The organism is Halomonas sp. MMH1-48, from assembly GCF_022348105.1.
Lineage (GTDB): Bacteria > Pseudomonadota > Gammaproteobacteria > Pseudomonadales > Halomonadaceae > Vreelandella > Vreelandella piezotolerans.
In genome coordinates this window covers 241316-254705 of the sequence record NZ_JAKRFL010000001.1, presented here as the reverse complement: position 1 = coordinate 254705, position 13390 = coordinate 241316, and the positions used below count along the sequence as shown (strand labels likewise).

At 59.0% G+C, this 13390-nt stretch carries 12 protein-coding genes and 1 pseudogene; 10 read left to right on the top strand and 3 right to left on the bottom strand.

Annotated features, from left to right (window positions below):
• The first annotated feature begins 34 nt into the window (after positions 1 to 34).
• The 8 genes and pseudogenes from MHM37_RS01220 (at position 35) to MHM37_RS01185 (ending at position 5978) form a co-directional block, all read left to right on the top strand.
• Positions 35 to 832, top strand: a complete 798-nt coding sequence (locus tag MHM37_RS01220; RefSeq protein ID WP_139527323.1) for a M48 family metallopeptidase — start codon at positions 35 to 37, stop codon at positions 830 to 832.
• A 64-nt stretch (positions 833 to 896) separates the two neighbouring features.
• Complete coding sequence (locus tag MHM37_RS01215) at positions 897 to 2102, top strand: GGDEF domain-containing protein (protein WP_153843701.1); 1206 nt, start codon at positions 897 to 899, stop codon at positions 2100 to 2102.
• Positions 2103 to 2120: 18 nt separating this feature from the next.
• On the top strand, positions 2121 to 2531 hold the full coding sequence (locus MHM37_RS01210; protein WP_239295673.1) for a DUF2784 domain-containing protein: 411 nt from the start codon (positions 2121 to 2123) through the stop codon (positions 2529 to 2531).
• 222 nt (positions 2532 to 2753) lie between these two features.
• Positions 2754 to 2960: a ParD-like family protein gene (locus tag MHM37_RS01205; RefSeq protein ID WP_139527326.1), complete on the top strand. Its 207-nt coding sequence runs from the start codon at positions 2754 to 2756 to the stop codon at positions 2958 to 2960.
• Positions 2953 to 3740: pseudogene (map, locus tag MHM37_RS01200) on the top strand (type I methionyl aminopeptidase). The gene MHM37_RS01205 and the pseudogene map overlap by 8 nt, the downstream one beginning before the upstream one ends.
• A gap of 114 nt (positions 3741 to 3854) precedes the next feature.
• Positions 3855 to 5159 carry a S8 family serine peptidase gene (locus tag MHM37_RS01195; RefSeq protein ID WP_239295674.1) on the top strand — a complete coding sequence of 435 codons (1305 nt, stop codon included), beginning with the start codon at positions 3855 to 3857 and terminating at the stop codon, positions 5157 to 5159.
• Between the two features lie 64 nt (positions 5160 to 5223).
• A complete protein-coding gene (locus MHM37_RS01190; protein WP_139527329.1) occupies positions 5224 to 5463 on the top strand; it encodes a hypothetical protein in 240 nt (79 codons plus the stop codon).
• Between the two features lie 125 nt (positions 5464 to 5588).
• Complete coding sequence (locus MHM37_RS01185; RefSeq protein WP_139527330.1) at positions 5589 to 5978, top strand: hypothetical protein; 390 nt, start codon at positions 5589 to 5591, stop codon at positions 5976 to 5978.
• 24 nt (positions 5979 to 6002) lie between these two features.
• Here MHM37_RS01185 and MHM37_RS01180 read toward each other — a convergent pair whose 3' ends face one another.
• Positions 6003 to 7982 (bottom strand): DNA topoisomerase III, encoded by a 1980-nt coding sequence (locus MHM37_RS01180; protein WP_239295675.1) that lies wholly within the window; start codon positions 7980 to 7982, stop codon positions 6003 to 6005.
• Positions 7983 to 8169: 187 nt separating this feature from the next.
• On the opposite strand from MHM37_RS01180, the gene MHM37_RS01175 reads away from it, so the two are divergent.
• Entirely contained in the window at positions 8170 to 9420 is a 1251-nt protein-coding gene (locus tag MHM37_RS01175; protein WP_139527332.1) for an AarF/ABC1/UbiB kinase family protein, read from the top strand.
• A gap of 6 nt (positions 9421 to 9426) precedes the next feature.
• Here the strand turns inward: MHM37_RS01175 and MHM37_RS01170 are convergent, their stop codons facing one another.
• A complete protein-coding gene (locus tag MHM37_RS01170; protein ID WP_239283639.1) occupies positions 9427 to 10047 on the bottom strand; it encodes a GNAT family N-acetyltransferase in 621 nt (206 codons plus the stop codon).
• A 119-nt stretch (positions 10048 to 10166) separates the two neighbouring features.
• Here MHM37_RS01170 and MHM37_RS01165 point away from each other — a divergent pair, with 119 nt between their 5' ends.
• Positions 10167 to 11987: an SEC-C domain-containing protein gene (locus MHM37_RS01165; RefSeq protein ID WP_239295772.1), complete on the top strand. Its 1821-nt coding sequence runs from the start codon at positions 10167 to 10169 to the stop codon at positions 11985 to 11987.
• 27 nt (positions 11988 to 12014) lie between these two features.
• Here the strand turns inward: MHM37_RS01165 and MHM37_RS01160 are convergent, their stop codons facing one another.
• Entirely contained in the window at positions 12015 to 13385 is a 1371-nt protein-coding gene (locus tag MHM37_RS01160) for an MFS transporter (RefSeq protein WP_239295676.1), read from the bottom strand.
• Positions 13386 to 13390 lie beyond the last annotated feature (5 nt).

Genomic DNA, 13390 nt, shown 5'->3' with positions numbered 1-13390 from the left:
GCGTCATGTTTCTCGATTTAGGCGACCTTTACGCATGTGTCTTCGATGTGTCAGACCCGTTTTCTTCCTCGCTCTATTGGCTTTGCTGGCGGGCTGTGGAGAAACGCCCACCGGGCGCTCCCAGCTGGCTCTAGTACCCGGCCCGTTAATGGCGGATATGGGCGCCGATGCTTTCGATCAGTTACGCAACACACAACCCATCAGCCGTGATGCGCAAGCGAACCAACTCGTCCAGTGCGTGGCGCGTTACGTGGTGGCCGGTGCCGAGGCGAGCTACCCTGGGCTCGATTTCCCTGAACGCTGGGAGGTGGTGGTATTTGAAGACCCTTCCCCCAATGCGTTTGCGCTGCCGGGCGGGCGGATCGGTGTGCATAGCGGCTTGCTGCGAGTGGCGCAAACCCCTGCACAGCTAGCTGCCGTCATGGGGCATGAAGTGGCTCACGTACTGGCCGACCACGGCAACGAACGCTTGACCCAAGAGCTGGGCATCAAGGCCGTGCTCGTAGTGGTAGGGCTGTTGGGAGAGGGCGAGTTTGGTAACCAGCAACTGATGCAGGCGTTGGGCGTGGGCGCTCAACTGGGCATTAGCCTGCCGTTTAGTCGTACTCACGAAGAGGAGGCCGACTTGATGGGCCTTGAGATCATGGCTCATGCCGGGTTCGACCCTCAGCAGAGCGTGGCGTTATGGCAGAACATGGCGGCTGCGGGTGGGGGGCAGCCGCCGGAATTCCTGTCCACCCACCCTGCCCATGAATCGCGCATACGGGCACTGCGAGGGGCGCTGGAAGAGGCCGATGCGACTTACCGCACGGTTGCTCCAGCGCAGTGTTGAGCAGAGCAGCCACCTTGTATTATCGAATTGAAAAATGGCGGAATAACGTGGGGAGTGTGGCGCTGTGCCGTTACAAAAAAAGCAGGATGTGGTGCATGGGCTAACCGGCCAATTTTGCGATGCTAGGCGTGAGCAGAGGTATCGTTGGTCTATCCAAGAACGCGTGCGAAGCGAGTTCCGTCTTGCCGTGAGCGTGGCGGCTGGTGTGTTTGGCATGTTTGCCATCGCGGATTACTACTTGTTGGGTCTTACCCGTGCGTTTTATACGCTGTTGGCCCTGCGCGTTGTGGTGGTCAGTCTATGCCTGTTGGTGGTGTATTTGGTGCGGCAGGGTAGCAAGTGTGATGACCGTCGTTGGCTACATGCCATACCGTTGTGGGTATTCGCCACGGGTATCATTTTGATCGTGCCGTTGCGTCCTGAGAGCCTATCCACGCAAATCACGGCCGTAGTGGTAGCCACGATGGCGTTCTATCTGCTGATTCCCAATCGCTTGATGATCGTGACGGCGGCAAGCCTCTATCTAAATATTGGCTTTTTAGTGGCGGCGGTGCTGTTTGCTGATGTGGCACCCGTGCCGACACTGTTGATCTCGTTGCTGCTGATCATGGGCATGGTGGTGGGGTTTTTTGCCTTGCTGCGCCTGGAAATCTTGCAGCGCAAGCAGTATGCGCTATTGCATGAAGAGCGCGATCAAAATAGCCAGCTTCATCAAGAAATCGCCCATCGGAAGTCGTTAGAAGAGCAGTTGAGGGTGCTGGCTGAGCGGGATGCGTTGACGAAACTCAATAACCGGGGCCACTTTATGAACGTGGCTAAACAGCTGCTGCAGAGCTGCCAAGCCGATCGTACGCCGTTCAGCCTATTGATGATCGATGTGGATCACTTCAAACACATCAACGACACCTGGGGGCACAGCTATGGCGATGGGGTGCTGGTCCGTATTGCCGAGGTCTGCGCCAACGCGCTGCGCCCATCGGATGTGATCGGACGCTTTGGTGGGGAAGAGTTCGTGGTGGCTCTGCCGAGCACAAGTGCTGCCGAGGCGGAGCACATCGCCGAACGCTTGAAGCAGCGAGTGGCGGCATTGGTCTTTAAAGATGGCGTGAGCGAACTGACACCGAGCGTCACCATCGGCGTAGCCACCAAAGATGCAGAAGCGAGTGGATTGGAGGCGTTGATCAAACGCGCTGATGAATTACTCTATGAAGGCAAACGCGCTGGTAGAGACCGCGTGGTGGTAGGCCGCGAAGGTCTCAGTCCCCGTTAACCAACCGGCTTTGATGTGATGTTGCCCAGCCAATGGCTACTACTTGCCGATCTCGTGCTGATTCTCCACGTGCTGTTCGTCGCTTTCGTGGTGGTTGGCGTGGTGGCTATTTACGTTGGGCGAGGATGCCGCTGGGCGTGGGTCCATCATCGTCCGTTTCGGTTACTCCATTTGAGCGCCATTGGTTATGTAGTGGCGCAGGCATGGTTAGGAGTGGTATGCCCGTTAACTACCCTGGAAATGGCGCTACGCGCCGAGGCGGGCGTTGCTACCTATGCAGGATCGTTTATTCAGCACTGGTTGCATCGTTTGCTTTATTTCTCCGCGCCAGAATGGGTGTTTGCGGTGGTCTACACGCTGTTTGGTGGATTAGTGCTGGCCAGTTGGTGGGTCGTCCCACCGAGGCGGCGAGGTAAACCACAGGGTTAAACACTCTACATGGTGATATACATTTGAATAACTGGCGGTTAGCCAGCAATGCCGTGCCGATTTCGAGAGACAGATGTAACCTCCCCTCCCAATAGCGCCACCCCTGACACCGTTGGCCCTCGGCAGGCCATCTTGTTGATGGCAGCCGTCACTTGTTGCGCCTATTTTGAAAATATATGATACATATATATTGTGTATTCATTTCATATATTGGGTGGCGTGATGGGTATCGTGAAGATTGACGATCAGTTGCATGAAGAGTTGCGCAAGGCGAGCACGGTGATGGTGCGGTCAATCAACGCACAGGCGGAGTATTGGATCAAAATAGGCATGCTGGCTGAGGCAAACCCCAGTATGTCTTTCACTGACATTATTCATGAACAAATGAAGCAAGCCGACGTGGATGTCAGGAAGGTGATGGGTGAGTAGGGTTGCGCTGAAAAGTCCAGCAGAGCTTGCCTTGATGCGTGAGGCTGGAAAGCTGCTGGCGCAGGTATTTCACTATCTCGATACGCGCATCGTGCCGGGGATCTCGACGATGGCTATCGACCGCTGGGCCGAGCGTTACATTGTCGATGAGCTGCACGCCCGGCCGGCGAGCAAGGGCCAGTACGATTATCCCTTCGTATTGAATGCCTCGGTGAATCACGTGGTATGTCATGGTATCCCATCCGACACCCAGATATTGACATCGGGGGATATCGTTAATGTGGATATCACCCTGGAAAAAAACGGCTTTATTGCCGATTCCAGCAAAACGTATTTGGTAGGGGACGTGACGCCCAACGCCAAGCGTTTGGTGGATAAAACCTATGAAGCCATGTGGCAGGGTATCCATGCGGTCAAGCCCGGTGCCACATTAGGCGACGCGGGGTACGCCATTCAGTATCACGCTGAACGCCACGGCTATTCGGTTGTACGTGAATATTGCGGCCACGGCATTGGTCGTGAGATGCACGAAGAGCCTCAAGTGCTGCACTATGGTAAGCGGGGCAAAGGCCTTACGCTGCAAGAGGGAATGGTGTTCACCATTGAGCCCATGATCAATATGGGCAAAGCCAAAATCAAAACCAAGCGCGATGGCTGGACCGTTGTCACCAGCGACAAAAAGCTCTCGGCGAGTGGGAGCACACCGTGGCTGTGACGGCGACGGGGGTTGAAGTGCTGACGCTGCGCGATGACGAACACCTACCCGCCCTCGGCGATTAGCGCGGCGTCATCATCCTCTTCTGGCGAAGCGTCCCATGTGCGTTAAGCTGAAACGGCAGGTGCTAACATGTGCTTGTCGTACTGCGCTAATGCTCAAAGAAAAGGATGTCGACGATGGCGAAAAAACCAACGGATAAGGGCAATATGCCCACACAGCAGCCACGCGCCACGGTTGCTTGTGGCCCTGAGAAGCTGCTGCTGGACGCCCTGGAGCGCGGAGGGAGCTGCCTGGAGACCGGGCGCTTTCTCATCAGCTACCGCGATGGCCAAGTGGAAGAGGGCATCCAGGCATTGAAAGCCCATCACCTACGCGTCGCGGATGCCCGTGACTTCAACGATCAAGCGGTGAGCCTCGAGGAAGCCGGAGATGCCGAGGCAATGGTGTTTCCTGAGATCGGCGTGGCGCTGATTGGCGGTGATGCCATCGAGCATCATGGCATGGGCGTGCTGGATGCGCTTGCGGCAGATAGCCCCATCGAGATCATCGAGCCGGAGTATTTTGCGTTCTCGGAACACTCGGAGTATCTGCGTGGCTTCTTACGTGCTGCCACTACTATCGCACAGGATTTGGGCGTAGAACTGGATAGCGAAGAGGCCCCGTCCGAACTAGAAACAGCGCTGCGGCCGACCTGGGGGTTAAGCCGATGCAAGGTGCCGCAAAGCCGCTGGAGCGGGGCGGGCATCAAAGTCGCTGTATTGGATACCGGCATGGATCTGGGCCACACCGATTTTGCAGGCAGGGAGTTCGTTACCCGCTCGTTCGTTGGAGAGGCCGTCCAGGACATGAACGGGCACGGTACCCACTGTATCGGCACCGCCTGCGGCCCTCAGGCTCCTGCCGGTACGACGCCGCGCTACGGCATCGCTTACGACGCGCAGATTCAGGTGGGAAAAGTCCTCACTAATGCCGGCAGCAGTACCGGAGCCGGCGTGCTGTCCGGTTTGAACTGGGCGATTGCCAATCGGTGTGAAGTGATTTCGATGTCGTTGGGCAGCCAAAGCCCGGTACAGGCGGCCTACACTCATGCCGGGGCCGCGGCGCTGCGTAACGGCTGCCTGGTGATTGCCGCCTCGGGGAATGCCGCGACGCAAACGGGGGCACCGGCCAATTCGCCCACGGTGATGTCGGTGGCGTCTCTAGACCCCAGCTTATCGCCCTCTAATTTTTCCAATTACGGAAAAATTGAGATTGCGGCCCCTGGCCGCGATGTTTTTTCATCGTGGCCACGGCCCACGCGGCATAAATCGATCAGCGGCACCAGCATGGCCGCGCCCCACGTGGCGGGCTGCGCGGCGCTTTGGGCACAGTCGGATGCCTCGCTGCGTGGCCGCAAACTCTGGGAGCAGTTAGTGGCTTCTGCTAAAGCGTTGCCTCTGCCTGACGCTCAGGTAGGCGTTGGACTGGTGCAGGCCCCTTAACTCTCACTATGCGCTGGGTGTCTAAGCTCCAGCGCCCAGCGCACGACTTGTGGAGAGACACTCAATGGCAACGGTCACGCTATGGCTAATCACGATCTCCAGCGATCAACCGATTCAAGACATCGCCACCCGCCTCAGCGCCGAAGGGCTCACGGTCCGTGAGGTGCTAGAGGAAATTGGCTGCATTACCGGTGCTGCCGACGATGCCACCGCGCAGCGGCTTAAACAGGTGCAAGGGGTGTTAGATGTTGCTCCCGATGTACCCATGGATCTTGGCCCACCGGGGGCAGATGAGACGTGGTGACGACCACTATTATCATCCTGTTAACTAACCGAAATTCCTATGGTCATGCGCTAAAGTAGCTTCTGTACTGAGGCGACGTCAGCATTGGACGACGTTCATTTCGCTAAGTAGTGAAGGGCTACGTCATGCCTCCCATTTCCATCGATGTGCAATTCACTGAGCTCATGAATCAGCTCCGTCACTTAGGTGCCATTCGGTTTGTGATGATGGGAGTTTGTGCCGCCTTTACTATTGGGCTTCTAACGGCACATTACTCACTGCTAGATGAATGCAACATGCAAGCAATCGAGCGCGCGTTTCATACTCGAATGATCGGCATTATCATCATCGTACTCTTCGCCATCTTCGAGTTATCAGCAAGCTGGCAATACAAACAATTTGCTGATCGAGCGAAAGCGTTAGAGGGCGAAAATGGCGCTGTGTTCAAAGACAGAAAAGTACGCTTATTTGGCCTTGTCACACTCATATCGCTGATCGTTTACGCGCTGCTTCTGGTAGTTTGGTGGTTTTTGTAGCAACGCGTCGCCAGGCGGGAGTGCCTAGACCGTTGCTTTCTTGGTTCGCCGCTTCCCCGCCGCACTGCTGCGGCTCCCCGTGGTTTTCTTACTGCCGGTACTCTTGTTGCCAGTACTTTTACGTCGCGTATAGCTTTTCTTAGAAGTACCGCTGCGTTTGACGGGGCTAGCCGCCTCGCCTTGTGCGTTTTGTAGGCTGTGGCGCAGTTTGGCCGCGTCGCTTTGGCCGAGCAGCGCGCGTAGGTCTTCTAGCAACGCGTGTTGAAAGGCGTTGGGGTCGTCTTGCTGTTCGGAAATGGCCCGCAGGCGCTGCTCCCAAAGGGCGGTACGTTCCGGCGTGCTGACGGCGCTGGGCAGGGCGGCGATGAGCGCGCAGCCGAGTTTGGTGGCGCGTAGGGCTTTTTGCTGTCGCACCAAGTAGCCTCGCTGTACCAGGGTTTCGATGATGCCAGCGCGAGTGGCTTCGGTACCCAGGCCATCGGTGTCACGCAGCGTGCGGCGCACCTCTGGATCCTCCACGTAGCGGCCAATGTTCATCATCGCTTTGATCAGGCTGGCATCGGTGAACGGCTCCGGCGGCCGGGTTTCTTTCTCTTCCACGCCTGTGCCAAGGACCTGGCAGGCCTCGCCTTTGGTGAGCGGCGGCAGCGGCGGGGCTTCTTCGCGGGTGGTGAACAGCGGCTTCCAGCCAGGGTCGAGAATGCTTTGCCCGCGGGCGCGAAAGACTTCGTTTAGCAGAGTGAACTCGGCTTTCACTTCGAAGGTGCGCAGCGGACGGTAGAACTGCGCCATGACGTTGCGCACGATCAGCCGGAATACATGGGCTTCGGTAGCGGAAAGCTGGCTGACATCGGCGGGTTTTCCCGTCGGAGCCAACGCGTGGTGCGCGCCTACCTGCTTGTCGTTCCAGGCTTTCGAGCGCAGGGTGAAGTCGGCCCCGTCGAGCCATCCTCGTAACATGTCGTCATTCTGGCAAGCACCACTTAGGCTGCGCTGGGCAAGCGCCAGGTGCTCCTCGGGCAAGTAGCGGCAGTCGGAGCGAGGGTAGGTAATCAGCTTGTGCTGTTCATAAAGCCGCTGACAAATATCCAGCACCATCTGGGCGGAAAGCCCGTGTCGACGGGCGGCATCAACCTGGAGGGCTGAGAGCGAGTAGGGTAGCGGGGGCGCTTGGCGTTTCTCCTGCTGCTCTAGACTGCTGAGTGTACCATGCGTGCCGGGGAGCTGGGCGGCCAGTGCATCAGCGGGCGTGCGGTCCGTCAGTCGGCCTTGATCATCCAGCGGTTGATGGGCTTTCGGTGCCCACCACGCGCGCAGCTGCCCCTGCGCCACCTGTAAATCTACCCAAAGCGGGTAGAACGGGTAGGGCTTGAAGGCGCGGATGCTGTTGTCTCGCCGCACGATCAGCCCCAGCACCGGGGTTTGTACCCGGCCCACCGAGAGCACGCCATCGTGCCCGGCCTGGCGGCCGGTGAGCGTCCAAGCGCGCGTCAGGTTGATGCCGTATAGCCAATCGGCCCGGGAGCGAGCCTGGGCGGCCTGAAACAGCGGCTGAAACTCAGCATTCGACCGCAGGCTGGCTAGCGCTCGGCTGACCGCTGGGCGGTTGAGGTCGCTAATTAAAAGCCGCTGCACCGGGCCACGGTACTTCAGATGTTCGATCACCTCTTGCACCAGGAGTTGACCTTCACGGTCTGGATCGCCTGCGTGCACCACGCTGGTCGCCTGTTTGATCAGTTTGCGAATCACCGCGAGCTGGCTGCGGGCTTTGGGGCGCGGGGCGAGTTGCCATGTGCCGGGCACGATGGGCAGCCGGTCGAGGCGCCACTGTTTATCGGCAGGCTCGTAGGCTTCAGGTGGGGCTTGCTCCAGCAAGTGACCCAAACACCAAGTCACCGTGGTATCGCCGCACACAATCGCGCCTTCCTGGCGCTTGCCGCCACCGGGCAGGGCGTCGGCAATGGCACGGGCGAGGCTGGGTTTCTCGGCGATAATCAAGCGCATACGGTAGGGCCCCTGGCAGCGGTCTTCGACAGAGGGTCATGGTAGCAGAAGCCGCCCGGCGGTTGGGCGTGAGGCGTGAAAATTTATACAGCTACTCGAAGGGTGTCGCGTAAAATTTTGGCGTATAGTTTTTGTATAAAATTAGCGAATTGAGTAAGCTGATACTAAATCTTGAGAGATCAGGTTCATGCGCGAGCGCGGTAGAACACGACGGTTATTCGGGCTGGGTGCCCGCACGGGAGGGGCTTTGCTTAAAACGCGGCTGGGAGGCCAAGCGGATTGGCGGTCGCTGGGCGAGGCGCTTTTTGAAGGGCTTTCGGAATTGAAGGGCCCGGCCATGAAGCTGGCGCAAATCATGTCCCAGTGGGATGACCTGCTGCCACCCGATCTTGCCAACGAGCTGGCGCGTCTACAGCGTCAGGCTGAACCCATGCCCTGGACTAAGATTCACGAGGCGCTGGTGCTCCAGTACGGCGATATCGACCAGCACTTCCATGAGATCGAAGAGCGCCCCTTCGCCAGTGCCTCCATGGGGCAGGTTCATAAAGCGGTCACGCTAGACGGCGAGACGGTGGTGCTCAAAGTGCAGTATCCCGGCCTTGCCGACGTGTTGGAGAGCGATTTAAAGCAAGTCAAGCGCATCATGGGGCTGGGGCGCTGGTTCAAGGTGCCCCAAGCACGGCTGGATGCGCTGTTCGAGGAGCTGGCGGCGGGCCTGCGTGACGAGCTGGATTACCACGCCGAGGCCGAGGCGCTGGCTCGCTACCGGGAGCGCTACCGTGATAATCCCGCGCTGGTGATCCCTGAGCCGCTGTTCGAACTCTCTGGCCAGCACGTGCTGGCCATGCGCTTTGTCGACGGCACGCCGCTGCGCGATTTAGAAAGTGCCGACGACGCTACACGGCAAAAGGTGGCGGTGGCACTGGCAGATTGGATCACCGAAGAGCTGTTTACCTACCGTGAACTGCACGCCGATCCCCATGCGGGTAACTTCGCTTGCGACGACCAGGGCCGTTTGGTGATTTACGATCTAGGTGCGGTGATCCCCGTCCCCGAAGCGCGGCTCAAAGCCATGATGCAGCTACTGGATGCCACCCTGGCTCGAGACCCGCTGGCCATGGATGAGGCGCTAATGAAGATGGGCGGCCGCCAGGGCCAAGGGGCACCGCTGGCACTATATCGGGAATCCGCCGAGTGCATTACGCCGCTGTTCGCGCCCGGCGAGCAGGATTTTAGCGACGTGCGCGTTCACCGCCGCTTGCGGGAACTCACTCCTAAAGTATGGGCGGCCATGGACCGCCTGCAGCCACCGGCAGATACGCTTCTGCTCTCACGTGCGCTCAATGGCCACTACTGGAATCTGGTGCGCTTGAAGGCGCGTTTGGACATGCATGGACGCACCGAGCCGCTGCTGCGCTGGGCTAGAGGTTCGGCATGAGCCGTATCAGCTCGTCAATGGCTTGAGCCAGAACACCAGGGTCTTTTCGGTCTCCTGGTCATGGCCGCGATCTTTCCAGGCAAAGCGTGCCCGCAGGTTTGGGTAGCGCTGGTAGCCTTGGCTCTTCCAAAAGCCGTTCAGCGGTGCATATGCTGGCGGTTTGTCAGGATGATCGACCTCGCGCTCGACGGCGCAAAAGGCCGCCGTTTCGAATCCTCGAGCCTTGGCATGAGCTTCCCGGGTTTGCATGAACGCTTTGCCAATGCCTTGACCACGATAGTCGTGTAACAGCACCGACTCGCCGTAATAAAAGACACCGGTGGGGGCGATGCCCGCCGTTTCGAAAGGCTGACGAAATGCCTCCACCTCGTTGACCAGCGGTTGGCCCGTGGAGGCCCCCACGAGGCGTTCACCATCGAAAGCGAGCACGAACAAACTGGCCGGATTGTCTGCGTAGCGGCCCAGGTAATCTGCCTCGTAGTCCAGATCACCTTCGTAAAGGTAAGGGTAGTCGTGAAAGACCTGGATGCGCAGCCGCGCCAACGCGTGTAGGTGAGGGGCTATGGCGCGTCCCTGGCGAGTGATTAGCTGAAGATCGTTCATCGCGTCGTCGCTCTTGTCTAGCATCGTTGTCGTTACACTAGCAGGACCAGGGGCGAGGGCCAATCCTCCTGCGTGTGGCGCATCGACCGTGTTAGACTATGCCGCCGAATAGTCGGTGACCGATCAACGTGTTGGAGATGGCAATGCTAGCGGTATGGGTCGATCAACTGCTGGGATTTGCCTCAGGGGCACTCTCGGCAATCAGGCAGCAGGAACACTACCCCGATTTCATGACCTGGGTGCGTGACCAAGGCGCTGCCTGCTTCAACGATAACGTGGCGACAGCACAAGCCTTGGCGCCCATTCTATGGTCGCAGACACCCTTGGAAAGGTTGAATTTTGCCTGCGAACCCTTGGCGACGCCAGGTCGCAACGAGCCTTGCTGGTGCGATTCAGGGCGCAAATACAAGCAGTGCTGCTACCGCGTCGAGTTTCCAACGGACATTCCCGAGCAGATGATGTGGATGCTGTCGCTGCGCGAGTGGAAGGGCGCCACGCTGAAAGCTGCGCTGGAGAGCCAGCAGGCACCGGCGCAAGCCCTGCTGGAAGCGGGATTAATTGCCGCTGAGAGTGGTCAAACGGGCCGCTCTATGCAGATTTTAGAGTCGCTGTTCGATGGCAGCGACTGGTCGCGCCTGCCTGAGCAAGCCGAGCCCGCTTTCGAGATTCTGTTGGATATCTACCAAGAGCGCGGTTTTACTCGCAAGCGCGCCGATTTACTGGACGACGTCATGGAGCGTGGGCCGCTCTTCCTGCGTGGCGTCGCCCTGGAGCGGCTATGCTTGATGCACTTGGATAACGATGATCTAGACAGCGCCCGGGCGGCGTTCGTAAAAGCCCAACAGGCGCTACCCGATTCTCCAACGCTGGCGTATATCGAAGCCATGCTGCTGCTCCACGAAGGCCATGAGGCCGAGGCTAAGGAGCGTGCCAACTTTTGGTATCGCCGCTTGGTACGTCAGGGCGATCTGGAGGAAGACCAGCTCGACTTCTTGGCCGCTTTGGCGGATAACCCGGGTGCCACGCTGGCCGATCAGCTATTGAGCGCCGAAGAGGACATGGCCACGCCGCTGGTCTCCCTCCAAGCGCTGTTGGCCGCGCTGCCCGTGGCGCCAAAGCTTTCGATTGAGCAGAATCCGGATTCGGGACGGTTGCTTTACACCACCTCGGCTCGTGAAGAGACGCTGTTTGCTGCCTGGCACGAGCAGTTCCAGGTCATGGTAGACGAGGACGTGGCCCTGGGCTTCCGTGACGATCCTTGGGGCAATGCCGTGGAGTGGATGTCGGCGTTGTGCGCACATCCGGAGTGGCTAGACGCCCCTCAGGTGGTGCAAGATCTGACGTTGGCACTGACCAGCCGCTTCGGCAGCTTGCCGTGGATGGCGCCGTCGCTGCTGGAGCCGCTGGCCCTGCGGTTGTCACGCTGGTTGGAACAGGCGCGCGCGGCTGGCGAAGGCAGCCTATGCTGGGACGATGCCGATAACGCCATTTTGCTGCGCACCGGTTTGGCGCTGGTGGTAGGCATGGAGCGCGGCGCTCGCCAGCACTCCCGAGAGCTGGCCGAAGAACTGCTGACCATCGATCAAGAGGACAGTTTGGGTTTGAGAGAACTGGTGCTCGATCAATTGCTACGCGACGACCGTAACGCAGAAGCGCTGGCGCTGACCGAAGAGCCCCAGAAAGACGATGGCTCACTGTTGCTGGGGCTGCTCATGGGACGCACGCTCGCGCTTTATCGTTTAGGCCAGCAAGACGCGGCGGAGTTGGCCATTCAAGCCGTCAAGGCCCATAATCGCCACGCGCTGGAGATGATTTGCGCCGAGAATCCGAGGCCTTCCATGCCCCATGCCGATGGCCAAGTGGACCCGGGTTCACGGGCGGAAGCGTGGCAGTATCGTACGCTGATGCGTGACCAGTGGCGCACAACGCCTGGGGCGCTGGAGTGGCTGGCCACTCACTGCTGATGACGGCTCGTCTCGTTGGACGAGCGGCTAATCACGTGCGCCGCTCGTCGGAGCGGCCACCAGCTGCTTGTCGCGGCTTATCCATATCGCCAGCACGATGGCAGGCAAGCCAAGCAGCGTCGCGATGACGAAAAACGTTGGATAGCCTTGAGCGCTCACCACGATGCCGCCAAAGCCGCTCAGGAATTTCCCCGGTAGTGTCATTAGCGATGAAAACAACGCGTATTGTGTGGCGGTATAGGCGCGCGAGGTCAAGCTCGACAAGAATGCGATAAACACGGCACTTGCCAAGCCGTTGGCCAGATTATCGCCGATGATCGTCACCACCAGCATGGGTAGCTGGTTACCGACCAGCGCGAGCACTGCAAACAATAGGTTGGTGATCATCACCAGCCCCGCACCCACTATCAACAGCGCTCCAATACCGTACCGGGCGACTAGCAGTCCCCCCAAAATCCCCCCTGTGATACTCATGGCGATCCCAAACACATTGGTGACGTTAGCAATGGTCGCCAGCGAAAAGCCCAGGTCGATATAGAGCGGATTGGCCATGGAGGCCATGGCCAAGTCGCTGATACGAAACACGGCAATGAAGATTAAAAGAGCGATCGCTTTCACGCCGAAGCGACGAAAGAAATCGGTAAACGGGCAAACGATAGCGCCAATGGCCCAGGCCCCCAAACGTCGCAGTGTTTTAGGCTGCCCCCGGCTGGCACGAATGAAGGCGCGTACTTTGGGTTCATGGATGAGCTGCACGGTTAACGAGGCCCGCTTGGGTTCGGGGCGAATCAACACGGTCATCACGCCAATGCCCACCAGCGCCGCCATGGTCAGATACGCCGCGTGCCACGAAACCGCCGAGGCCACGTAGAGCGCCCCGGCGCCCGCTGCTAACAGTCCGCCGCGATAACCGATGATGTAGGTCGATGCCATGGCTGCCTGCACATCGTCATCGGCGGATTCGATACGATAGGCATCGATGGCAATGTCCTGCGTAGCGGAGCCAAATGCCACCAGTAGTGCAAAGGCGGCCACCCAACCCAGATTGCCTACCGGCTCTAGCCCCGCTAGCCCGATGAGGCCAGCAGCAATCATCCCTTGGGCGAGCAACATCCATCCCCGGCGTTGCCCAAAGGCGCGGGTCAGTAGCGGTAGTTCGAGCCGGTCTACCACCGGGGCCCAGAAGAATTTGATCGAATAGAGCATGCCAATCCAGGCGAAAAAGCCGATGGCGGCAACGTCGACGCCGTCGCTGCGCAGCCAGGCCGAGAGTGTCGAGAACACCAATAAAAAGGGCAAGCCTGCCGAAAAGCCTAAAAACAGCATGGTGATCACGGGCGCTTTGCAGTAGATGCCAAGCGCCGCCAGCCAACTGCGCTGGGGTATCGGGGTGGGCATGAAAG

What these genes read in the sequence shown, in the direction of transcription:
- MHM37_RS01175 (WP_139527332.1), top strand. Translation starts at nt 8,170, where the DNA reads ATGCGCGAGCGCGGTAGAACACGACGGTTATTCGGGCTGGGTGCCCGC.
- MHM37_RS01220 (WP_139527323.1), top strand. Translation starts at nt 35, where the DNA reads ATGTGTCTTCGATGTGTCAGACCCGTTTTCTTCCTCGCTCTATTGGCT.
- MHM37_RS01195 (WP_239295674.1), top strand. Translation starts at nt 3,855, where the DNA reads ATGGCGAAAAAACCAACGGATAAGGGCAATATGCCCACACAGCAGCCA.
- MHM37_RS01170 (WP_239283639.1), bottom strand. Translation starts at nt 10,047, where the DNA reads ATGCTAGACAAGAGCGACGACGCGATGAACGATCTTCAGCTAATCACT.
- MHM37_RS01205 (WP_139527326.1), top strand. Translation starts at nt 2,754, where the DNA reads ATGGGTATCGTGAAGATTGACGATCAGTTGCATGAAGAGTTGCGCAAG.
- MHM37_RS01210 (WP_239295673.1), top strand. Translation starts at nt 2,121, where the DNA reads ATGTTGCCCAGCCAATGGCTACTACTTGCCGATCTCGTGCTGATTCTC.
- MHM37_RS01160 (WP_239295676.1), bottom strand. Translation starts at nt 13,385, where the DNA reads ATGCCCACCCCGATACCCCAGCGCAGTTGGCTGGCGGCGCTTGGCATC.
- MHM37_RS01180 (WP_239295675.1), bottom strand. Translation starts at nt 7,982, where the DNA reads ATGCGCTTGATTATCGCCGAGAAACCCAGCCTCGCCCGTGCCATTGCC.
- MHM37_RS01185 (WP_139527330.1), top strand. Translation starts at nt 5,589, where the DNA reads ATGCCTCCCATTTCCATCGATGTGCAATTCACTGAGCTCATGAATCAG.
- MHM37_RS01165 (WP_239295772.1), top strand. Translation starts at nt 10,167, where the DNA reads ATGCTAGCGGTATGGGTCGATCAACTGCTGGGATTTGCCTCAGGGGCA.
- MHM37_RS01190 (WP_139527329.1), top strand. Translation starts at nt 5,224, where the DNA reads ATGGCAACGGTCACGCTATGGCTAATCACGATCTCCAGCGATCAACCG.